Here is a 22,093-nt window from a genome sequence, read left to right on the forward strand (position 1 = left end):
CGCCGGCCCACGCCCGGCGGAACCGGCATCAGCCCTCGGCGGCCTGCTCTTCCAGAATCGGCTTAGCCAGCGCGAAGGCGTGGTTGGCCGCAGGCACGCCACAGTAGATCGCAGCCTGCAGCAGCACTTCCTTGATCTGCTCCGGCGTGACGCCGTTGTTGCGGGCGGCACGGATGTGCAGCTTGAACTCCTCGTCGTGGCCCAGCGCCACCATCATCACGATGGTCAGCAGCGAGCGCGTATGCCGCGGCAGCCCCTCACGCGTCCACACCGTGCCCCACGCTGTGCGGGTGATGAAGTCCTGGAATTCGGTGGTGAAATCGGTGCGCGCCTGCAGCGAGCGTTCAACGTGTGCCTCGCCCAGCACCTGGCGGCGCACCGCAAGGCCGGCTTCGTAGCGTTCCTGTTCGTCCATCGTGGTCTACCTGTTATGCGGGGGTCAGTGCTGCGCGGAAAGATGCGCAGCCAGTGCGGAAGTGAATGCCTGCGGCGACTCCAGGTTGCAGATGTGGCGGCCCGGGACAGCGGCGTAGTGGCCATGGGCCACGCCCTCGGCGATTGCCTGCAGATCGGTCGGCACGCACACCGGATCATCATCACCGGCAATGGCCAGCAGCGGCACGCCGATGCGGCCCAGCACATCGCGGAAGTCGGCCGTTGCCACAGCGTTGCAGCAGCCGACGTAACCGTCGACGCGGGTCGCCAGGAATACCTGCAGGATCTCCTCCACCTGGCTGGCATGGGTCTGTGCGAAGGCAGCGGTGAACCAGCGTTCGCGGGTGCCATCCACGAGGGGCAACAAGCCATCGTGCTGGACCTGGGCCATACGCGCCTGCCAGCTCTCCAGCGTGCCGATCTTCGCCGCGGTGGCGGCCACGGTGAGCGTGCGCAGCCGGTTGCCCGCATGCACGCCCAGCCACTGCCCGGTCAGACCACCGATCGAAAGACCGCAGAAATGGCTGCGCTCGACGCCCACGTGATCCCACAGGGCCAGCACGTCGGCGCCCAGTTCGGCCACGGTGTACAAGCCCGGCGGAGCGCTGGACTGGCCGTGGCCCCGACGGTCATAACGCAGGATTCGATACTGCGAGGCCAGCGCATCCACCTGCGGCTGCCACATGCCCAGGTCGGTACCGAGCGAATTGCAGAACGTCAGCCATGGCGCGTCGGCACGGCCCTCGGTCTGGTAATGCAGGCGGTGCTGCGGAAGGTCGAGGAAGGGCATGCGTGCTCCAGCGGTGAACGTGGGATCAGCCGCGCGCGAGCACGCGGTCGATCCAGGTATCGGCCATGCCGCGCCAGCTGTCGGCAGCGAACAGGGCATCCAGTTGTGCAGCGGAAAGCTGCGCGGTGACCTCCGGCGTCTGCGCCAGCACGTCGCGAAGATGCTGCGATTGCGCCAGCGCCTGCTTCGCGGCCTGCTCCACCAGGGCGTGCGCGGCCGACTTGCCGATACGCTCGCCCAGGGTGACCGCCACGGCCTCGGCGTAGAGCAGGCCGCCATGGCTGTCCAGATGCTGGCGCATGCGTGCGCGGTCCAGTTGCAGGCCCTGCACCACCATGTCCACCTGGGCCAGGCTGCCCCCACACAGGCGGACGATCTCCGGCACGGTCTCCCACTCGGCATGCCACTGCCCGGCCGCGCGCTCGTGCGGCTGCGGCATGGCGCTGAACAACGTGGACAGCAGGCCCGGCACGCGCGTGGCGGCGGCGATGGCCGCCACGCAGCCCACCGGATTGCGCTTGTGCGGCATCGCCGAGGAGCCCCCCTTGCCCTCCCCGGCCGGCTCGAAGGCCTCCGCCACCTCGGACTGCATCAGCAGCACGATATCGCTGGCGATCTTGCCGAGGCTGCCGGTCAGCAGCGCGAACACGCTGCCCAGTTCGGCGATACGATCACGTGCGGTGTGCCAGGGCAGCGCCGGCAGCGGCAACTGCAACTCGGCAGCCAGGGCCTCGGCCACGTCCAACCCGCGCGTCTGTAGCGAGGCCAGCGTGCCCGCGGCGCCACCGAACTGCAGCACCAGAGTGTCTTCGGCCAGCGCATCCAGGCGCCGCTGGCTGCGCTGCAGGGCATCAAGCCAACCGGCGGCCTTCAACCCGAAGGTTACCGGCACGGCCTGCTGCAGCAGCGTGCGTCCCGGCAGACCGGTGCCGCGCTCGGCCTCGGCCAGCCGCGCCAACGCCGTACACAGCACCTGCAGTCGCGCCTGCACGTGACCGACCGCCGTGCGCAGCTGCAATACGGCGCCGGTGTCGATGATGTCCTGGCTGGTGGCACCCCAGTGCACCCAGCGCGCGGCTTCGGCATCATTCGCCTTGACCTGCGCAGTGAGCGCCTTGACCAATGGAATGGCCGGGTTGCCAGCCAGCGCGGTGGCGGCCGACAGCGCCGGCAGCGCATACAGGTCGGCGCGGCAGGCCGCTTCGATCGGGGCCAGTGCAGAGGCGGGAATCACCCCGCACCGCACCTGCGCGCGTGCCAGCGCGCGCTCGACGTCCAGCATCGCCTGCAGGCGCGCTTGATCACTGAACACGGCGTCGACGGCAGAATCGCCGAACAGACCGCCCAGCAGCGTTGGGGAGAGGCTCATCGGTGCAGTCCATCCTGGGTGGCCACAGCTTACCCGCGCGCGCTGCGTGCGGGCGTGGAGTGGCCGGAAGGCGCGTCGCGCGCGCCGCGATCAGTAGGCGAAGAAGACCGTCTCATCCGGGCCCTGCATGCGCACGTCCCACCGGTACAGACCCTTGCCCTGCGCCTGCGCAACCAGCGTGTGACGGCGCTCGGGCGGTACCAGCGCGAGGATGCCGTCCTCGCCATTGCTGGTCTCGTCGCTGAAGTAGATGCGACCCCGCACAGCCTGCAGCAGGCCACGCATGAACACCAGCACGATCAGGTGCGGTGCCTGCGGCTCGCCGCGCAGGCCCGGCACGCGGCCCGGCTTGACGGTGCTGAAGGCAAACCGCCCCTGCTCATCGGTCGGCACGCGGCCCCAGCCATCGAAGGCCGGGTCGTGGTCGTCGCGGCGCGGGTCTTCGCCATGGGCATAGATGCCCTGTGCGTCGGCCTGCCAGATTTCCAGCACGGCATCGGACACCGGCACGCCGTTGCCATCGAACACCTGGCCCTGCACGTGCACGCGTTCGCCCTGCGCGGTGGCCGGGGCGATGTCGGTGCGGTACAGCGGTTCCAGGCCCAGGCGGTAGTACGGGCCGACGGTCTGCCACGGAGTGGATTGGAAACTCATGGTCTTACTCCCAGACGGTCATCTTGCGACCGCGCAGCACGATGTCGAAGCGGTAACCCAGCGCGAATTCGTTGGTAGTGGTTTCCCAATCGAACGAGGACACCATGCGCTCGCGCGCGTTGGCATCGTCCACGCAGTTGTAGATGGGATCGAACGCCAGCAGTGGGTCGTTGGGGAAGTACATCTGCGTGACCAGCCGCTGGCCGATGCCATCGCCATGCAGGGAGAAATGGATGTGCGCCGGGCGCCAGGCGTTGTAGTGGTTACGCCACGGGTAGGCGCCGGGCTTGATGGTGGTGAAGCGGTAACGGCCTTCGCTGTCGGTCAGCACCTGGCCGGTGCCCTTGAAGTTGGGATCCAGCGGTGCATCGTGCTGGTCACCCTTGTGCAGGTAACGGCCAGCAGCGTTGCACTGCCATACCTCGACCACGGTGTTGCGCACCGGGCGGCCATTCTCGTCCAGCACGCGGCCGCTGACGATGATGCGCTCGCCCTGCGGCTGGCCGGGGAAACCTGCGGTCAGGTCCGCGGCGTGCTCACCCAGGGTGATGCGGTTGATGCTCGGGCCTGTCACTTCCGAGAGCGTCACCGGGATGGCGATCGGATCGGTACCCGGGCCACGCAGCGCGGTGGAGGCATACGGCAGGTGGATGCGCGGCGGCTGGCTGCCGGGATACGGCGTGCGGTAGCCGCGCAGTTGAGTGGGATCGCTCATGGCGTACTCCTGTTGGCGAGCGGCCCGCAGGCCGCGGCTGTCGTGCAGATCATGGGTTCGTTGGGGCTCACACGCGCTCAATGGCCAGGGCTACACCCTGCCCCACGCCGATGCACATCGTGGCCAGGCCACGCCGGCCCCCGGTGGCTTCCAGCTGGCGCAGCAGGGTCAGGGCCAGGCGCGCACCGCTCATGCCCAGCGGGTGCCCCAGTGCGATGGCGCCGCCGTTGGGGTTCACGTGCGCGGCATCATCGGCCAGGCCCAGCTGGCGCATGCAGGCCAGGCTCTGCGAGGCGAACGCTTCGTTCAGCTCAATGGCATCGAAATCGGCGATGGACAAGCCCAGGCGCGTCATCAGCTTCTGGCTGGCCGGCACTGGGCCCATGCCCATGATTGCCGGCTCCACGCCGGCGCTGGCAAAGCCGAGAATGCGTGCGCGCGGGGCCAGGTGCAGCGCCTCGATCTGCGCACCGGACGCCAGCAGCAATGCCGCGGCACCATCATTGATGCCCGAGGCATTGCCTGCGGTCACCGTACCGGGCTGCCGGAACAGCGGCTTCAGTCCGGCCAGGGCGTCTGCGGTGGTATCGCCGCGCGGGTGTTCATCGCGGTCGACAGTCACGGTCTCGCCGCGCCTGCGGCCCGGCACCTCCACCGCCTCGATTTCGCCATCGAAGAATCCACGCACCTGCGCGGCGGCGGTGCGTTGCTGGCTGCGCAGCGCAAACGCATCCTGGTCCTCGCGGCTGATGGCGTAGCGCTCGGCCACGTTCTCGGCGGTCTGGCCCATGGTCTCCACGCCATGCAGCTCGCGCAGGCGGGAGTTGATGAAGCGCCAACCCATGGTGGTGTCTTCAATCTGCTGGTCGCGGGCGAACGGCGAGGTCGCCTTGCCCATCACGAATGGCGCGCGTGACATCGACTCGACACCACCGGCAATGGCCAGACCCAGCTCGCCCGTGGCGATCCCACGGGCCACCGTGCCGATCGCATCCAGGCCCGACCCGCACAGGCGGTTGATCGTGCTGCCCGGCACCGTCACCGGCAGGCCGGCCAGCAGCAGGCTCATGCGCGCAACATTCCGGTTGTCTTCGCCGGCCTGGTTGGCGCAGCCGAAGTAGACGTCCTCGACCAGCGCCGGATCCAGCTGCGGGTGGCGCGCCAGCAGTGCCTTCAGCGGAATCGCGCCGAGGTCGTCAGCGCGCACGCCGGACAGCGCACCACCATAGCGACCGATCGGGGTACGGATGCCATCGACGATGTAGGTCTCGTGCAGGCTCATCTCAGGCTCCCTCGGCCAGTGCCAGCGGCAGGCCGGTCAGTTCACGCAGTTGTCCGATATCCATGCCTTCCACCATCTCCAGCACGGTCGCGCCATCAGCCCCCAGATCGAACACCGCCACATCGGTGTACACGCGCGACACGCAGCGCAGCCCGGTCAACGGGTAGCTGCACTCGGTCACCAGCTTGCTCTCGCCCTTCTTGGTGAACAGGTCCATCATCACGAACACCTGCTTGGCACCGATGGCCAGGTCCATCGCGCCGCCCACGGCCGGAATCGCATCGGGGGCCCCGGTGCTCCAGTTGGCGAGGTCGCCCTGCACCGAGACCTGGAAGGCACCCAGCACGCAGATATCGAGGTGGCCGCCACGCATCATCGCGAACGAATCTGCATGGTGGAAATAGCAGCCCCCGGTCAGCAGGGTGACCGGCTGCTTGCCGGCATTGATCAGATCCGGATCCTCCCGGCCAGGCGCCGGCGCCGGTCCCATGCCCAGCAGGCCATTCTCCGACTGCAGGAAGATCTCCTTGTCGGCCGGCAGGAAGTTGGCGACCGTGGTCGGCAGGCCAATGCCCAGGTTGACGTAGGCACCTTCGGGAATGTCACGCGCCACGCGCGCGGCCATCTGTTCGCGGCTGAGCTTGTTCATGCCTGCACCCCCGCTGCGGCCACCGGCACCACGCGCTGCACGAAGATGCCCGGGGTCACCACGGCCTCCGGGTCCAGTTCACCCAGCGGCACCACCTCACGCACCTGCACGATGGCGCAGCGCGCGGCCATCGCCATCAGCGGGCCGAAGTTGCGTGCGGTCTTGCGGTACACCAGGTTGCCCCAACGGTCGCCGCGGTCGGCCTTGATCAGCGCGAAATCAGCGTGCAGCGGGTACTCAAGCACGAAGTGACGCCCGTCGATCTCACGCGTCTCCTTGCCCTGCGCCAGCTCGGTGCCGTAGCCGGTCGGGGTGAAGATCGCGCCCAGGCCGGAACCCGCCGCGTGGATGCGCGCGGCCAGATTGCCCTGCGGCACCAGCTCCAGTTCGATCTCACCGGCGCGGTAGGCGGCGTCGAAATGCTGCGAATCGGCCTGGCGCGGAAACGAGCAGACGATGCGACGCACGCGCTTGTGCCTGATCAGCGCGGCCAGGCCGGTATCGCCGTTGCCGGCGTTGTTGTTGATGATGCACAGCTCGCGCGCACCCTGTGCGATGAGCGCGTCGATCAGCTCGTCGGGCATGCCCGCCGTGCCAAAGCCGCCGATCATCACGGTGGCGCCATCATGGATATCGGCCACCGCTGCTTCCACGCTGGCCACGGTCTTGTCGATCACTGCATTGCTCCTTGCCCTGCGCGCCAGCGGTCATCACCGCCTCGCTTCAGAGCCACTGCGAAGGGAAAACACGGCCTCGACATGGTCGCCATGGCACTCCGTCCGGTCAATGCGATATTCGCACTCATGAGTCGATAATCGCACATTGAGTCAACGACTTCCTCGCGCTTCAACGCTGGTTCCGGCCCACGCCCACGCGCAGAGCCAGGCACGCCCAAGCCGCCAGCAGCAGCGGCAGCGCGCACAGCACATACAACGCGGAGGGCCGCCAGTGGCCATCCACCAGCACACCCACCGTGAGCGGCGAGAGGATCGCACCGACGCGGCCGATGCCGATGGCCCAGCCGAGACCGGTGGTCCGCACTTGCGCGGCGAACACCACCGGCGCCGCGGCATACAGGCCCGCCATCGCGGCGAACAGTGCTGCACCGATCACGAACGCCAACGGGAAGGCCATGCCCAGCTGCGTGTTGAAGGCGGCAAAGCCCAGCATCGACACCATCGCCAGCAGCAGCGCACCGGCGGTCAGCTTCGACAGCGACCAGCGCGAGGCCAGCCAGCCGAACAGGCTGCCGCCGACGATGCCGCCCAGGTTCAACAGCACGCCTCCGGTGATGCCCTGCTGGGCGGAGACACCGGCAGAGACCAGCAGCTTCGGCGTCCAGCTCAGCACGAAGTAGAAGGCGAACATGTGCAGGAAGAAGGCCAACGCGATCAGCAGCGCGACGCGCCGCAGGTCACCCACGAACAGCGCCGCATAGCCCTGCCGCTGGCCATCACGCAGCGGCGCCGGCGGCAGCGCCTGCAGCTGCGGCATGCGCATGCGCGAGAGCAGTGCGTTCAGGCGCGGCAGCGCATCGGCCGGGCGACGCGCAACCAGGAAATCCAGCGATTCGGGCAGGCACCTGAGCACCAGCGGAATGCACACCAGCGACGCCGCGGCGCCGATCAGGAACACGCTGTGCCAGGACCAGTGTTCCAGCATCCACGCCGCCAGCAGACCGCCGGCGGTGGCGCCTATCGGATAGCCGGTGGCCTGCAGCGCGACCGCCGTACTGCGCCACTTGGCATTGGCGTACTCGGCGGTGATCACGCCCACGCCGGCCAGCATGCCGCCGATGCCGATGCCGGTGTACACGCGCAGCGCGCCCAGCTGCCAGGCGTTGGCAGCCAGCGCCGACAGCGCCATGCCGCTGGTCAGGATCAGCAGGCAGCACACGATCATCGGCCGCCGGCCCCAGCGATCGGCCAGCGGCGCCAGCAGGAACGAGCCCAGCGCCATGCCGACCAGGCCGGCGCTGAGCATCATCCCCAGCACCTTGCCCGACAGCTCCCAGTCCGCCGACACATGCGGCGCGGTAAAGGCCATGACCATCACATCGAAGCCATCGAGCATGTTCAACAGCACGCAGATGGCGATGGCGGTCCACTGGAAGGGACTCATCCGTTCCAGGACAAGCGAGGGTGCGGGGGCGGCGTGGCTCATGGGGCGGTTTCCTGCAACAGCGTGATGCGGTGGAACGTCCGGCGGGGAAGGTCTCAGTGACCGGCCTGGCTGGATGCGTGGATGACCTGCAGGACGTCCTGCAGGCGATCGACTTCGACCTGGCCCGGTGCCGACGGAGTGCCGATCATGCCGAAGGTGAGCGCCTGGCCGAAGGTTTCACCAGCCAGGCGCGAGACCACACCGGTGCCCCCCATCGACATGGTCAGCAGCGGCCTGTCGCTCTGCTGGCGCACCTGCCAGGTGGCATCGAGCAGGGCCAGCACGTCGCCTGCGTCGCGCGGCATCACCGCGATCTTCAGCACGTCCGCACCCAGCGCCTGCTGCCTGAGCAGGCGCGCGACGATCTCATCGCGGGGCGGCGTTGCGTGGAAGTCATGGTTGGACATCACCACCTTCACGCCGGCCTTGTGCGCCTGCGCCACCAGCGCCTGCACCAGCTTCGGATCACGGAACATCTCCACGTCGATCAGCTGGGCCACGCCGCCGCGCAGCAGCGTGGCGTAGAGCGCGCCGTAGTCGGCATCGCTGATCGGCTTGGCGCCGCCCTCGGCCTTGGTGCGGAACGTCACGATGACCGGCTTGCCGCCCAGCGTGGCCTGGATGCGCTTGCCCAGCGCGACCAGCGCCTTGCCATCGGTGGCGATGTCCAGGTAGTCGATGCGCCACTCGGCGATGTCGGTGGCCTTGCTGGCAGCGATGGCCGCCGCCTGCTGCAGGGCCACGTCAGCGGTGGCGCCAGTGATCGGCACGATGGTGCGGGGATGGCCCTCGCCGATACGCAACTGGCCGACCTGCAGTACCGCCGGCGGCGGTGCGGCCAGGGCCAGCGCCGGGACGGCGCACAGTGCACCGGCCAGCACAACGGGAGCGAGCGGAAACTTCATGGCGGTCACCAGAGCATGGAAGGAGCGCATGGCCATCAGAAGGTCACCTTGGCCTGTACGCCCACGGCCCAGGCGTTGTCGGTACCGCTGTAGTTGAACGTGCCCGGGTTGACGATGTACTGCACATCCGGGCGGATCATCAGCCACGGGTTCACCTGGACGCTGTAGGACAGTTCGAACAGCTCCTCGGCCTGGCTGAGGTTGTACAGCGGCGAATCGCCAGGCACGCCACCGGCGGCCAGCGTGGCCCGGCGCGCATCGACCAGCCGGTTGTTGATGTCGGCGCCTACGTAGCCCAGCGCGATGCTGTCCTGGGCGCGCGAGCCAATGCCCTGGTAAACCCCGCCCAGCGCATACCAGCGTTTGATCTGCGCGGTGTCGGTGTCGGACACCATGTACTGCGCGAACGCAGTCAGGCCGCGGCTGGGATCGGCCGATTCCCGGGTCAGACGCTGCTCGGCGAGCACGTAGGCGCCGTGGCGCCCGGTTGTCGGCGAAGCATCCAGACCGCGCTTGTCCACGCGTGAGGTGTCGTAGTAACCGCCGAACTTGTAGACGCCCGCGTAGCGGCTGCCCTTGGCCGGGGTCCAGGTCACTTCCACCGGGAACAGCGAACCGGTGGTACCGGAAGCGAGCGGACGGAACGCGTTGCGTTCGATGTTGCCACCCAGGTTCGGATTCACCTGGAACCAGCCGGTGCGAACGTTGACGGCCGGGCTGACCTGCTGGGCGAACTCACCGCCCCAGCGTGCCACGGGGTAGTTGTACCAGCCGCTGTTGCCCGACATCGCCAGCGGGTGCGCGCAGAACGCCGCATTGACGAAGTGGGTCAGCAGGCTATGCAGGCCGAACTGGTTGCCCATCGCGTAATAGCCCAGCTTGTAGTACGACTGCCCCGCGTTGAAGGTCTGGTCGTAGCTCAGTTCGGTCAGCCGCGTGTACTGGCCGCCGTACGCTTCCTGGATGGGGAAGCGGTTGCCGACGAAGTCCACCGAGGTGCTGCGGCCGCGACGGTCGTTGAGGGTGAAGTGGAAGGCACCGCCGTTCCAGCCGGCCAGCGTGCCCATGTCCAGGTCCACGCCAACGCGCACCTGCTGCGCATAGCGCGCACCGGTTTCGCCGTAGCCTCCATCGACCACGCCCATGACTTCACCCACGTAGTCGCCGCGGAAGGCGATGCCACGCTCGAACAGATCGGTGCGGGTGCCGCCCCAGTCACCGGTAAGCGTCCTGCCTTCATAGCGGTTGCTCGACTGCGCGCTGGCGATGCAGGGCAGCAGCGCGGTGGCCAGGACGGCCAGGGAAACGGGCTTCGCAAGATTCATGATCGCGGTCTCGTGGAGATGATCAGCGCAGCGACAGCGGCGCGCTCAGGGGGGAGGTGGCGCCCTGCGCCGAGGTGACCGTGGCGGTCAGGCTGCCGGCAGCCGCAGCATCTGCCGCAGCGCCGAGCGGGAAGGTGAAGCTGCCCTGCCCCTGCGCATCGGTGCGCGCCTGCACGCTGCCCAGCACCCACTCGGCCTCGCTGCCGCTGGCGGCGCGGTTGCCGAACACTTCGACCTGGTAACGGCTGTCGGGCGTGCCCTGGAAACGACCGATCAACTGGCGCTGCGTACCCTCGCCCTGCACGACAGTCAGCTGCGGCGCCGCCTGGCCCAGGTTCGGCAGCGGCTGGCAGTCGGTCTGGCCGGCAGCGGAGCAGATGCGCGCACGCTTGGACGGATCATTGTCGACACCACGACCACGTGAACCGAGGAAGCTGGCGTGTTCCAGGCCCGGCACGCCGAACACGATGGCGCCGCGCGGTTGGCCCTTCACGCAGGCGCCGCCGGCCTCGCAGCGCTCGATCGGCAGGCCGTTGCCGAAGATGCGGTTGGCGGTGAAGCGGTTCGGCGCACTGACCGGCTGCGGGCGCACGCCGATGCCGATGCCATTGCCGGTGATGATGTTGCCATCGACCACGTTGCCGCTGCCGGTGATGCTCAGGCCCAGCGAATTGCCGGTGAAGGTGTTGGCGGCGATGTAGTTGCGGTTGCCCCAGTTGATCTGCAGGCCATCGGAGTAATCGACGAAGCGGTTGTGTACCACGCTGTTGTCGTTGCCCCAGAGGATTTCGATGCCCTGCGACGGTTCCGGGTTGGCCTGGGTGGACTGGAACAGGTTGTCGGCCACCAGGTTCCAGGCCGCGCCACGGGTCAGCTCAAGTCCATCGCCGTTGTCGAGGAATTCATTGCGCACGATGCGGTTGTGCACGGTGGTGGTGGCAGTGGACTGCCCTGTGCCGTCGTCCCCGGTGAGCATGATGCCGGCGCCGCCCTTGTTGGCGACGATGCGGTTGTCGTGGATCTCGTTGTGGCTGGAGCGGTTGACCAGCACACCGATGCAGAAATTGCGGATCTCCAGACCGGCCAGTTCAACGCCTTGGGTATCCCGCAGGACCAGCCCCGGCAGCGTGGTGGTGCGCACGTTGGTGCCCGACTGGCCCGGTTCGGCGCCCGGACAGGCGTCGGTGCCGGTGCCGGTGACGTAGGCCGAACCGTCGATGGCGACGAACTGGCCATCGCGGCCCCAGGACGTGCCGATGATCTGCACCGGCCCCTTGATCTCCGGCAGCGGCGAGATCGGCTTGATCACATGGGGCGCGGTACCCACCGCGTCGATCTCGATGCGATAGCGACCCGGCGCGGTGTTGGCGGTGGTGATCGCCCAGCGCAGGGAGCCGGGACGGGTGTCGTCGGCGTAGCGGTCCACGCGCAGCACCTGCAGGGGCCCGCGCGGCGGTTCGGCCTGGTAGGCCAACGCCAGGGTCGGCAACTGGGCGAGCAGGAACAGAGAAACAATGGACAAGCGACGGCGCATGCGATCACTCCGCACAGGTGAAGGGAAATCCTGCGGTCTTCCCCCTGCACCTGGCTTCAGCACCGGGTCGGGTGCTGCCCTCGCCCCGCCAGGGGTGGATCGCTTGGACTGCTTTGAATCTGCGGAAGTGAAATTAGGTTTATCGCACTGCACCATTCAAGTGCGGTAATCGACTACGCGTGCGAATATCGCACTGAATGGGTACGACCATCGGCGTAGGGAAGGCTGCACTGGCATTTGCCAGGCGAAGCGCACGGCTGCGCCGTAGCACCGGTCATGAACTGCAGGACAGCATCGAGCAGCCGGCGCGGTCGTCGGCCCAGGCCGGGCGCCTGCTGGCGAAATGCTCACGTCCGGCGCGTTGGGTGTACGGATCGCGCAGCACGTCCTGCAAGGCGTGTACGCCGCCCATGTCCCCTTGTTCCGCACGGTCGATCGCTTCCTGCGCCAGCCAGTTGCGCAGCACGTACAGCGGATTGGCCGCGCCCATCTTCGCCAGGCGCTCGGCGGCCGGAAGAGGATCCGCCCGCAATCGCGCGGCGTAGTCCTGCAGCCACTGCCGCAGCGGCACCTGCACGGCCTCCTGCCGCTCCCGGTCGTAGTAGACCTCAGCCAGTGCCGCCGGATCGGGCGATGCCGGATCGATCCGCATCAAGGCGCGCCAGGACAGGGTCATGTCCATGCCACCGTCCTGCAGCAGCTGCTGCCAGCGCTGGTAGAGCTGCAGATCGGCATCATCGGCAGCTGCCAGGCCAAGCTTGGCCGCCGCATCGCGACGCGTGCAGGCGGCAAAGGTGGCCTGATAGGCAGCAAGGCCCGCCTGCAACGGCGCGACGTCGGCAAACAAGGGCGACAGCGCCTGCGCAAGCCGCCCCAGATTCCAGTACGCCACCTGCGGCTGCGTTCCGAAGCGGTAGCGACGGCCCTGTGCGTCAGTGGTGTTCGGGGTCCAGTCCGGATCGAAGTCCTCGACCCAGCCATAGGGGCCATAGTCGAGAGTGAGGCCAAGCACGGAGAGGTTGTCGGTGTTCATTACCCCATGCACGAAACCGACACGCATCCAGTGCGCGATCATCTCGGCGGTGCGCACCGCGATCTGCGCGAACCAGTCACCGTACAGCGCCTCACCCTGCCCTGCCAGTTCGGGGAAATCACGGGCGATGCAGGCATCCACCAGTTGCTGCAGCAGTGACGTCTCACCGCGCGAGGCCGGCAGTTCGAACGAACCGAAACGCAGGAACGAGGGCGACACACGGCATACGATCGCGCCGGGCTCGGCTCGCGGACGGCCGTCATAGAACATGTCGCGCACCACGTGCTCGCCGGTACCGACCAGCGACAGCGCACGCGTGGTCGGTACACCGAGGTGGTGCATGGCCTCACTGCACAGGAATTCACGGATCGACGAGCGCAGCACCGCGCGACCGTCGGCGCCACGGGAGTACGGGGTCGGGCCTGCACCCTTCAGCTGCAGTTCCCAGTGCCGGCCATCCGGCGCAACCAGCTCGCCCAGCGAGATCGCCCGCCCATCGCCAAGCTGGCCCGCCCAGTGACCGAACTGGTGCCCGCCGTAATTGGCGGCCCACGGCTGCATGCCCGGATACAACGCGTTGCCAGCGAATACCTGGGCAAACGTGCCGCTCGACACTTCAGCCACATCGATGCCGAGCAGAGCGGCGACCTCCGGCGACCAGGCCAGCAGGGTCGGCGCGGCGACCGGCGTCGGCATCACCGACGACCAGGCCGCCTCTCGGACTTCACGCCGACGGGGCCCGGCTTCCGGGTCGCCCGGCAGGACGGTCAGCAGACGGTTGTCGAATCGCGGGAAGGGGCTGTCCATGGCCCTGACATGGGGATGGACGCCGCCGACCTCAATCGCCGCGCAGCGCCTGCAGCGATCCGCCGTGCGCTTCAGCGCGCTGGTAGGCCGGGCGTTCACCGATGCGCTGGAGAAACGCGCGCAGCGCCGGCTTGTCGTCCAGTCCGCCTCCGCGCGCCGCTGCGGCCTGGATCGGGAAGCTCATCTGGATATCGGCCGCGGTGAAACGCTCACCCGCGAACCACGGGCTCTCGGCCAGGCGGCGCTCCATCCAGTCCAGGTGCAGGCGGCGCTGCGGGCCGACGAAGCTCTGCTCGGCCTTGTCGGCGATGCTGCGGGCAATCGGGCGCACGAAGAACGGCACCGGCGCGTTGCGGATGCGGCTCATCACCAGCGTCAGCAGCAGCGGCGGCATCGCCGAGCCTTCGGCGTAGTGCAGCCAGTAGCGATAGGCCATGCGCTCGGCACCTTCGGCCGGTATCGGCGACGGCGACACCTGCCGCTGCGTGTCGTAGCGGTCAGCCAGGTAATCAAGAATGGCGCCGGATTCGGCCAGCACCTGCTCGCCGTCCTGCAGCACCGGTGATTTCCCCAGCGGATGTACCTGGCGCAGTGCCGGCGGTGCCAGCAGCGTTCTGGGGTCGCGCGGGTAACGGCGCAGTTCGTAGTCCAGCCCCAGCTCCTCCAGCATCCACAGCACGCGCAGCGAACGGGAATTCTCGAGGTGATGGACGATGCGCATGAAAGGACTCCAGAGGGGTGCAAGCATCGTAACGCGCCTGCACGCATGCGCCTGTGGATTCGATCCGCGCCTGCTCCCGCCGACGCAAAAAAAAACGCCGGAAGCTTGCGCTTCCGGCGTTCTGGCTACCCGAGGGCAGCAGACGGATTAGACCGCCTGCACCTGGTCAGCCTGCATACCCTTCTGGCCCTGGACGGCGATGAAGGTGACCTTCTGGCCTTCCTGCAGGGTCTTGAAGCCGGTGCCCTGGATGGCGCGGAAGTGCACGAACAGGTCCGGGCCGCTTTCCGGGGTGATGAAGCCGAAGCCCTTGGCGTCGTTGAACCACTTGACGGTGCCGGTCTGACGTTCAGACATATTTACTAACTCCTGAAACACATGTTGAAAAAAATCGCAGCCACCGGGTATCGGGGCCGAGACTGAGTTGCAGGCGTTGGTAAAGCGGATCGATGAGTGGATCGTGAGATCAACTGCACCAGGCCACGATTCACGGTGACCCTAGCAAACACAGTGGGTCGCACGATACGCGTGTTTTCCCCAAAAAGCGATAGCCCCGGCATTCATCGCCACCCCGCCCCCGCTAGGCGTGGCAAGGGCTGGCAGTCGGTCGGGCCCGGATCCGGGGACCCATTCAGGTTTTTCCTACCCTACACTGGGTAAATGACTGAAGCTGAAACCCCGGCTGAACTGCCCCGTCCCCGCATCTGGGTGGACGCAGACGCCTGCCCCGTTGTCATCCGCGACATCCTGTTCCGGGCCGCCGAGCGGGTCGGCCTGGAGTTGACCCTGGTCGCCAACCAGTGGATCCGCACCCCGCCCTCGCGCTGGATCCGCTCCCTCCAGGTGCCGCAGGGCCTGGACGTGGCTGACAGCGCCAGCGTCGAACGGGTCGCCGCCGGCGATCTGGTTGTCACCCAGGACATTCCATTGGCCGCGCTGGTGCTCGAACGAGGCGCGCTGGCCCTGCATCCGCGCGGGGAGCTGTTCACCGCCGACACCATCGCCCAGCGCCTGTCGGTACGCAATTTCATGGAAGAGCTGCGCGGCGCCGGCGTCCAGACCGGGGGCCCGCCTCCCCTGCATGCGCGCGACCGCCAGGCGTTCGGCAGCGCGCTGGACCGCTGGCTGGCCCGCATCCGCGTGGCGCGATGAGGCGGGGCCCGGCTCACGCCACCACTGGGCCCAGCTCCAGGCCCAGCTGACGCTGGCTGCTGAACACCCGCCGTTCCCCATTCAGGGGATCGTCGAAGGACAACGCCCGCGCCAGCAGTTGCAGCGGCGCCTGCGCCCCGCTCGCGGCCGGACGCAGCTGCGGATACAGGTCGTCTCCGATGATGGGCGCGCCCAGCGCCGCCATGTGCACGCGCAGCTGGTGCTTGCGACCGGTTCTCGGCTGCAGGCGGTAGCGCCAGACCGGACCTGTCGCGTCGATCACCTCGATGCGGGTACTCGCATTCGGCTCGCCCTCCATTTCGCCCATGCGGAAGAACGGTTGTGCCGGGCCGATGCGGCTGTGGCGCTCGAACGGGAAGTCCAGCGCCGGCAGTGCCGGGGCCAGCGCCTCGTAGGTCTTGTCGATACGGCGCTCGCGGAACAGGCGCTGGTAGGCATCGCGCGACTCCGGTCGCAGCGAGAACAGGACCAGCCCAGCGGTGAGCCGGTCCAGGCGGTGCAGCGGTGCCAGCTGCGCGTTGCCGGTCCGCGCCACCAGCCGGGCCAGCAGGGTTTCGCGGACATGGGCACCCGCCGGGGTCACCGGCAGGAAGTGCGGCTTGTCGACCACCAGCAGATGCTCGTCCTGGTAGAGGATCGTCTCGTTGAACGGAATGCGCGGCTCGTGGCTGACCTCGCGGAAATACAGGATTTCCAGCCCCACCTGCCACGGCTGGTCCGCCGCCAGCGCCCTGCCCTGCGCATCCTGTACCCGTCCGCGCGCGAACCGGTCCTGCCACTGGCTGCGGTCGATGCGCGGAAAGCGTGCGCACAGGCCGTCGAGCAGGGTCGGCCAATGGCCGGGTGGCAGCTGCAGCCGGCTGGGCAGGGTCATCGCGTCCGCTCCGGCGGCAACAGGAACCGCAAGCGTGCCACCGTTGACGCGCGGCAGACACCCCGGCCACGGACACCCCTGCAGCAAACCTCTATCATTGTCCTCTTTAGTCGACGGATCCCCCATGGCCCTCACCGCCACCATCCGCAAGGCCGAGTTGCAGATCAGCGACATGGATCGCGGCTACTACGCGACCCACAACCTGACCCTGGCCCAGCATCCGTCGGAAACCGACGAGCGCCTGATGGTGCGCCTGCTCACCTTCGCCCTCAACGCCGACGACCGCCTGGAATTCGGCCGGGGCCTGAGTACGGATGACGAGCCGGACCTGTGGCAGCACGACTACACCGGCGACATCCTGCAGTGGATCGACCTCGGCCACCCCGATGAATCCCGTATCCGCAAGGCCAGCAATCGCAGCCGCCAGGTGCAGGTGGTCAACTACGGCGGCAATGCGTCCGACATCTGGTGGGGCAAGCAGGGCAAGGGCCTGGCGCGCTTCGACAACCTGTCGGTGATCGACCTCGATGGCACCTTCGTCGAGCAGTGGGGCCAGCAGATCCAGCGTGCCATGCGCTTCAGCGTGCTGATCCAGGACGGCGAGGTGCAGATCCTCAACGACCAGATCCAGCTCGACATCATCCCCACCTGGCGCAAGCGCGCCAAGGCATGAGTACGACGCGCTGCGACGTCGTGGTGATCGGTGCCGGTGCCGCCGGCCTGATGACCGCGATCACCGCCGGCCGGCGCGGCCGCCAGGTGCAGGTGATCGATCACGCCAACAAGATCGGCAAGAAGATCCTGATGTCCGGCGGTGGCCGCTGCAACTTCACCAACACCGGCACCACCCCGGCCAACTTCCTGTCGGCCAATCCGCACTTCTGCAAATCGGCGCTGGCCCGCTATACGCCTTGGCACTTCATCGAGATGGTCGAGCGCCATGCCATCGCCTATCACGAGAAGGAGCTGGGGCAGCTGTTCTGCGACGTTTCGTCCAAGCAGATCGTGAAGATGCTGGTGGACGAGTGCCAGGCAGCGGGTGCGCACATCCGTACCCACTGCAGCGTCGAGCGCATCGAGCACGGGGCGGATGGCTTCCGTGTGCACACCACGCAGGGGATGTTCCACTGCGCCTCGCTGGTGGTCGCCACCGGTGGCCTGTCCATCCCCAGCCTGGGCGCAACCGGCTTCGGCTACGAGATTGCACGCCAGTTCGGGCATGCCGTGCTGCCGACCCGCGCCGGACTCGTGCCGCTGACCCTCAGCGGCAGGCACCAGGAGCGCCTGGCCGACCTGAGCGGTGTCGCCCTGCCGATCGAGGCGCGCTGCAACGGCATGCAGTTCCAGAATTCCATGCTGCTCACCCATCGTGGCGTCAGCGGCCCGGCGATCCTGCAGATCTCTTCCTTCTGGCAACCCGGCGACGCACTGGAACTGGATCTGCTGCCCGGCCAGGATGCCGGCCAGTGGCTGCGACGGATGAAACAGGAGCGGCCAGCCGCCGAACTGCGCACGGTGCTGGCCGAGGTCCTGCCCAAGCGCCTGGCCCAGCGCCTGTGCGAACACTGGCTGCCGGACCGCCCGGTACGGCAGCTGGATGAGCCCCAACTGCGCCAGGCTGCGCAGTTGCTGGGTGCGTTCCCGCTGGTGGCCAGTGGCACCGAAGGCTACCGCACCGCCGAGGTCACGCTGGGCGGCGTGGACACCGCCGACGTTTCGTCCTCCACGATGGAATCCAAGCGCGTGCCGGGCCTGCATTTCGTCGGCGAAGTGCTGGACGTCACCGGCTGGCTTGGCGGCTACAACTTCCAGTGGGCCTGGGCCAGCGGCCACGCCGCCGGCAGCGTGGTGTGAACCGCATCGCCGTTCGGGGTGCGGGATGCCTGCACGCATGGACGGCTCGCCGTGCATCGTGTATCAAGATCCGCAGATTGGGGAGCAGTGCATGCAGAACGCGAACGACATCACCATCCGCCTGCTGATCGTCGACGACAGCGGCGAGAATGCGGAAGCCATCGTCAGCACGCTGCGCAACAGCGGCATCGCCGTGCGCCCCTGGCGCCCGCAGGATTCGGCCGAGCTGTCGCAGGTGCTGGCCAACCAGGCCATCGATCTGGTGCTGGCCTCGCCCTCGCAGGGCATCCCGCTGCCGCTGGTGGCCCAGCACATCGCGGCCAGCGGCAAGGACATTCCGCTGGTGCTGCTGGCCGAGCGCATCGACGAGGATGAGCTGGTCCAGGCCAGCAGCCATGGCATCCGCGCCCTTGCCCTCCGTCAACGGCCGGAGCATCTGCTGGCGGTGGTCCGCGACCAGTGGGTCGACCTGCAGGCGCGCCGCGGGCTGCGCCGCATCGAGGCACAGATGCGCGAGACCGAGCGCCGTTGCGACGCGCTGATTGCCTCCTCCCGCGAACCCATCGCCTATGTGCACGAAGGCATGCACATCCGCGCCAACGATGCCTATCTGGACATGTTCGGCTACGAGCATTTCGACGACATCGAGGGCATCTCGCTGCTGGACATGGTGGCCGCCCAGCATGTTGATGACTTCAAGCAGCTGCTGAAGAGCCTCAGCCGCGGCGAAGCGCCACCACCGCAGTACCAGCTCGATGCACGCCACCAGGATGGCAGTGCGTTTCCGGCAACGATGGAATTCACCGCAGCCACCTATGAGGGCGAATCCTGCCTGCAGGTCGTGTTCCGCCGCCGGATCGAGTTCGACCCGGAACTGGCCCGAGAGGTCGAGGATCTTCGCCAGCGCGACCAGGTGACCGGCCTGCTGAACCGGCCGACCTTCATGCTGCAGGTCGAAAGTGCGGTCGCCCAGGCTGGCCGCAGCGAGGGCCAGTTCGGCCTGCTGCTGGTCGAGCCCGACCACTATGCGCGGCTGATGCCGGACATCGGGCTGGCCTCGGCCGATACCCTCATCGGCGCGCTGGCCTCCCTGCTGGCCGATGTCGTGGGGGAGGACGCGCAGCTGGCGCGCTTCGGCGAACACAGCTTCGCCGTGCTGCAGGCCGGCCCCTATGCGCAGACCGTGGCACTGGCCGAACGCATCCGTGAGGCATATGCCGCCCATGTGTTCAGCATCGGCGCGCGTTCGGCCACGGTCACCGTGAGCATCGGCGGTGTCCAGGTCGGCGAGAAGATCGCCAGTATCGGCCAGGTCCTGGCGCGTGCCAGCGAGTGCACGCAGGCGGCCGCCGAGCTGGGCAACACCTGTCGCATCTTCGATCCGGCCGCGGTCGATCGGGTCGAGGAAGAACGTGTGCAGCGATGGGTCGGCCGCATCCGCGAAGCCCTGGACGGCGACGGCTTCCAGCTGCATTACCAGCCGGTCCTGAACCTGCAGGGCGAGCCACTGGAGCTGTATGAAGCCTATCTGCGACTGGAGCACAACGGTGAACTGCTCAGTCCCACCGCTTTCCTTGGCATCGCCGAGGAACACGGGCTGCTGGCCGAGATCAACCGCTGGGTGGTGTCCAAGGCCATCACGGTGCTGGGGCAGCGCGCGCGCGAAGGCAGCGCCACCCAGATGCTGGTGAAGGTCACCCCCGAATCGTTCGACGACCCGCAGATGATTGCCACCCTGCGTGGTGAACTGAAAGCGCACGGGGTTCCGGGCGAGCGCCTGTGGCTGCATGCGCCGGAAGCGAAGGTGTTCACCCACCTGCGCAGCGCCCAGCAGTTCCTGGCCGACGTGGCCCCGCTGGGCTGCCGCATCGGCCTGGAACAGTTCGGGTCCGGCCTGGATTCGTTCCAGCTGCTGGCCCACTTCCAGCCGCAGTTCCTCAAGCTGGACCGTGGATTCACCAGCGACCTGGCGGCGACCCGCGAGAACATCGACCGCATCAGCCAGATCACGGCGCGCGCGCAGGAGGCCGGTATCCGCACCATCGCCGAGTTCGTCAGCGATGCCAACTCCATGACGCTGCTGTTCAGTGCAGGCGTGGACTACGTGCAGGGCGACTTCGTCGGTCCGGCGCTGCCGACGATGAGTTTCGACTTCGGGTGATCCCGCATCGCCGGGCATAGCGGCGCGCCCTACGTGAAAAGGCCGGCTTTCGCCGGCCTTTTCGATCAGGTCATATCGACCAGATTGTTGATCTTCACATCCGGATCGACGTCGGCCTCGTAGTCGACGCCTTCAACGCCGAAACCGAACAGGCGCAGGAAGTCCGCCTTGTAGCCGGCCAGGTCGCTGATCTCGTACAGGTTCTCGTTGGTCACCTGCGACCACAGCGCAACCACCTTGCCCTGCACGTCTGCCGCCATTTCCTTGTAGTCGGCACGCAGGCGGCCTTCTTCATCGACCAGCGCGACGGTGTGGCCATCGCCATCGACCAGATCGTGGCGCAGGCGGTCGATCGCCACGCCGTCGGCCTTGCCGCCGTAGAGGATGTCGTAGAGCACGTCCAGCTGCTCGATGCAGCCTTCGTGGGTGCCCTTTTCCTTCATCACCTTGAACAGCAGCGACAGGTACAGCGGCATCGTCGGAATGGCCGAGCTCGCCTGGGTGACCACGGCCTTGAGCACCGACACGCGGGCATCGCCGCCGATCTTCGCCAGCTTCTCGCGCAGGCCCAGCACCTTGGTGTCGAGATCCTTCTTGGCAGCGCCGATCGAACCATTCCAGTAGATGGCCTGGGTGATTTCCTCGCCAACGTAGGTGAAGGCGGTGGTGGTGCAGCCATTGGCCAGCACGCCGGCATCGGCCAGCGCGTCGATCCACATCTGCCAGTCTTCACCGCCCATCACTGCGACGGTCCCTGCGATTTCCTCCGGCGTCGCCGGCTGCAAAGTGGTCTCGGTGATCACTTCCTTGTCGGTATCCAGGCCACGCAGCGTGATCGGCTCACCGATCGGCTTCAGCGTGGAACTGATCACTTCACCGGTCTTTGGGTGCTTGCGGCGCGGCGCAGCCAGGCTGTAGACGACCTGGTCGACCTGGCCGAGATCGGCCTTGATCATCTCGATGGTGCGCGCCTTCACTTCATCCGAGAACGCATCACCATTGATGCTCTTGGCATACAGGCCCGCCTCATCGGCATAGCGGTGGAACGCCGCCGAGTTGTACCAGCCCGCCGTGCCCGGCTTGGTCTCGCTGCCGGGACGCTCGAAGAACACGCCCAGGGTCGCCGCACCGCTGCCGAACGCGGCAGTGATGCGGGCGGCCAGGCCGTAGCCGGTCGAGGCGCCGATCACCAGCACGCGCTTGGGACCGTTCTGGATCGGCGGGCGGGCGCGGATGTAGTCGATCTGCTGCTTGACGGCGGCGTCGCAGCCGGTCGGATGGGTGGTGACGCAGATGAAGCCGCGGACGCGCGGTTTGATGACCATGGATACCTCGGGTTGGCAGATGCGGCGCGCAGGGCGCTCAGCAGGAATCGGAGGGCGCGCCTGCGCGCGCGAACCGCAGGATCGTAGTGTGCGGGGCACGATTGCACAACCGACGGCGGCGTAGGGTGGTGTTTGTTTTGCAGGGTTGCACCCTGCACCCGCCGAATCAACGTCAACATCAACGGCAGAAGCGAGCTATCTGCGGGATGGCGGGGCGGGTCCGGTTGCGGGGGACGCCGCAAGTACGTCCATGTAGGCTCGGTCGCGCCATCCATGGCGCTCACGCCCCCGCAACCGGACCCACCCCGCCTTCGACAGTCTTCC

General features: G+C 67.6%; 21 protein-coding genes. 4 read left to right on the plus strand and 17 right to left on the minus strand.

Translation table 11 applies throughout. From position 1 onward, the window contains the following. Positions 1 to 28: 28 nt before the first annotated feature. The 15 genes from pcaC to QMZ25_RS11290 all read right to left on the minus strand — a co-directional run bounded on the left by pcaC (position 29) and on the right by QMZ25_RS11290 (position 14,739). On the minus strand, positions 29 to 415 hold the full coding sequence (gene pcaC / locus QMZ25_RS11220; RefSeq protein WP_065181323.1) for a 4-carboxymuconolactone decarboxylase: 387 nt from the start codon (positions 413 to 415) through the stop codon (positions 29 to 31). A 24-nt stretch (positions 416 to 439) separates the two neighbouring features. Next, the gene (gene pcaD / locus QMZ25_RS11225; protein WP_164152931.1) at positions 440 to 1,225 is read right to left on the minus strand and encodes a 3-oxoadipate enol-lactonase; all 786 of its coding nucleotides are present in this window, start codon (positions 1,223 to 1,225) and stop codon (positions 440 to 442) included. A gap of 25 nt (positions 1,226 to 1,250) precedes the next feature. After that, the gene (locus QMZ25_RS11230; protein WP_283219648.1) at positions 1,251 to 2,594 is read right to left on the minus strand and encodes a 3-carboxy-cis,cis-muconate cycloisomerase; all 1,344 of its coding nucleotides are present in this window, start codon (positions 2,592 to 2,594) and stop codon (positions 1,251 to 1,253) included. A gap of 90 nt (positions 2,595 to 2,684) precedes the next feature. After that, complete coding sequence (pcaG, locus tag QMZ25_RS11235; protein WP_111185632.1) at positions 2,685 to 3,248, minus strand: protocatechuate 3,4-dioxygenase subunit alpha; 564 nt, start codon at positions 3,246 to 3,248, stop codon at positions 2,685 to 2,687. 4 nt (positions 3,249 to 3,252) lie between these two features. Continuing rightward, positions 3,253 to 3,963: a protocatechuate 3,4-dioxygenase subunit beta gene (gene pcaH / locus QMZ25_RS11240; RefSeq protein ID WP_053517767.1), complete on the minus strand. Its 711-nt coding sequence runs from the start codon at positions 3,961 to 3,963 to the stop codon at positions 3,253 to 3,255. Positions 3,964 to 4,030: 67 nt separating this feature from the next. Further along, positions 4,031 to 5,239, minus strand: coding sequence for a 3-oxoadipyl-CoA thiolase (gene pcaF / locus QMZ25_RS11245; RefSeq protein ID WP_283219654.1), 1,209 nt, complete (start codon positions 5,237 to 5,239; stop codon positions 4,031 to 4,033). A gap of 7 nt (positions 5,240 to 5,246) precedes the next feature. After that, complete coding sequence (locus QMZ25_RS11250; protein WP_053517768.1) at positions 5,247 to 5,894, minus strand: 3-oxoacid CoA-transferase subunit B; 648 nt, start codon at positions 5,892 to 5,894, stop codon at positions 5,247 to 5,249. Beyond that, positions 5,891 to 6,571 carry a 3-oxoacid CoA-transferase subunit A gene (locus tag QMZ25_RS11255; protein ID WP_053517770.1) on the minus strand — a complete coding sequence of 227 codons (681 nt, stop codon included), beginning with the start codon at positions 6,569 to 6,571 and terminating at the stop codon, positions 5,891 to 5,893. Before QMZ25_RS11255 ends, QMZ25_RS11250 begins: the two co-directional genes overlap by 4 nt. A 169-nt stretch (positions 6,572 to 6,740) precedes the next feature. Further along, positions 6,741 to 8,057, minus strand: a complete 1,317-nt coding sequence (locus QMZ25_RS11260; RefSeq protein WP_164152935.1) for an MFS transporter — start codon at positions 8,055 to 8,057, stop codon at positions 6,741 to 6,743. Between the two features lie 53 nt (positions 8,058 to 8,110). Beyond that, positions 8,111 to 8,998 carry a type I 3-dehydroquinate dehydratase gene (gene aroD, locus QMZ25_RS11265; RefSeq protein ID WP_283219649.1) on the minus strand — a complete coding sequence of 296 codons (888 nt, stop codon included), beginning with the start codon at positions 8,996 to 8,998 and terminating at the stop codon, positions 8,111 to 8,113. Further along, positions 8,998 to 10,287 (minus strand): carbohydrate porin, encoded by a 1,290-nt coding sequence (locus QMZ25_RS11270; RefSeq protein ID WP_283219650.1) that lies wholly within the window; start codon positions 10,285 to 10,287, stop codon positions 8,998 to 9,000. The genes aroD and QMZ25_RS11270 overlap by 1 nt, the downstream gene beginning before the upstream one ends. Before the next feature lie 22 nt (positions 10,288 to 10,309). Further along, positions 10,310 to 11,821 (minus strand): NosD domain-containing protein, encoded by a 1,512-nt coding sequence (locus QMZ25_RS11275; protein ID WP_283219651.1) that lies wholly within the window; start codon positions 11,819 to 11,821, stop codon positions 10,310 to 10,312. A gap of 274 nt (positions 11,822 to 12,095) precedes the next feature. Then, the gene (locus QMZ25_RS11280) at positions 12,096 to 13,661 is read right to left on the minus strand and encodes a protein adenylyltransferase SelO (protein WP_053517776.1); all 1,566 of its coding nucleotides are present in this window, start codon (positions 13,659 to 13,661) and stop codon (positions 12,096 to 12,098) included. A gap of 31 nt (positions 13,662 to 13,692) precedes the next feature. Next, a complete protein-coding gene (locus QMZ25_RS11285) occupies positions 13,693 to 14,382 on the minus strand; it encodes a glutathione S-transferase (RefSeq protein WP_065181317.1) in 690 nt (229 codons plus the stop codon). Positions 14,383 to 14,529: 147 nt separating this feature from the next. After that, complete coding sequence (locus QMZ25_RS11290; protein WP_005416210.1) at positions 14,530 to 14,739, minus strand: cold-shock protein; 210 nt, start codon at positions 14,737 to 14,739, stop codon at positions 14,530 to 14,532. 303 nt (positions 14,740 to 15,042) lie between these two features. Between QMZ25_RS11290 and QMZ25_RS11295 the strand changes: the two genes are divergently transcribed. Beyond that, complete coding sequence (locus QMZ25_RS11295) at positions 15,043 to 15,534, plus strand: YaiI/YqxD family protein (RefSeq protein WP_283219652.1); 492 nt, start codon at positions 15,043 to 15,045, stop codon at positions 15,532 to 15,534. 13 nt (positions 15,535 to 15,547) lie between these two features. Here QMZ25_RS11295 and QMZ25_RS11300 read toward each other — a convergent pair whose 3' ends face one another. After that, positions 15,548 to 16,429: a pseudouridine synthase gene (locus QMZ25_RS11300; protein ID WP_065181315.1), complete on the minus strand. Its 882-nt coding sequence runs from the start codon at positions 16,427 to 16,429 to the stop codon at positions 15,548 to 15,550. A gap of 124 nt (positions 16,430 to 16,553) precedes the next feature. Between QMZ25_RS11300 and QMZ25_RS11305 the strand changes: the two genes are divergently transcribed. From QMZ25_RS11305 to QMZ25_RS11315, 3 genes are all read left to right on the plus strand, one after another. Next, positions 16,554 to 17,102, plus strand: a complete 549-nt coding sequence (locus QMZ25_RS11305) for a YaeQ family protein (protein ID WP_053517781.1) — start codon at positions 16,554 to 16,556, stop codon at positions 17,100 to 17,102. Continuing rightward, complete coding sequence (locus QMZ25_RS11310) at positions 17,099 to 18,283, plus strand: NAD(P)/FAD-dependent oxidoreductase (protein WP_065181314.1); 1,185 nt, start codon at positions 17,099 to 17,101, stop codon at positions 18,281 to 18,283. Before QMZ25_RS11305 ends, QMZ25_RS11310 begins: the two co-directional genes overlap by 4 nt. Before the next feature lie 91 nt (positions 18,284 to 18,374). Then, on the plus strand, positions 18,375 to 20,444 hold the full coding sequence (locus QMZ25_RS11315; RefSeq protein ID WP_065181393.1) for an EAL domain-containing protein: 2,070 nt from the start codon (positions 18,375 to 18,377) through the stop codon (positions 20,442 to 20,444). Between the two features lie 65 nt (positions 20,445 to 20,509). On the opposite strand, the gene fabV is transcribed toward QMZ25_RS11315, so the two are convergent. Then, the gene (gene fabV / locus QMZ25_RS11320) at positions 20,510 to 21,769 is read right to left on the minus strand and encodes an enoyl-ACP reductase FabV (RefSeq protein WP_283219653.1); all 1,260 of its coding nucleotides are present in this window, start codon (positions 21,767 to 21,769) and stop codon (positions 20,510 to 20,512) included. Positions 21,770 to 22,093: the final 324 nt, after the last annotated feature.

The organism is Stenotrophomonas sp. RS-48 (assembly GCF_030053245.1).
In the GTDB taxonomy this organism is placed as follows: domain Bacteria; phylum Pseudomonadota; class Gammaproteobacteria; order Xanthomonadales; family Xanthomonadaceae; genus Stenotrophomonas; species Stenotrophomonas maltophilia_P.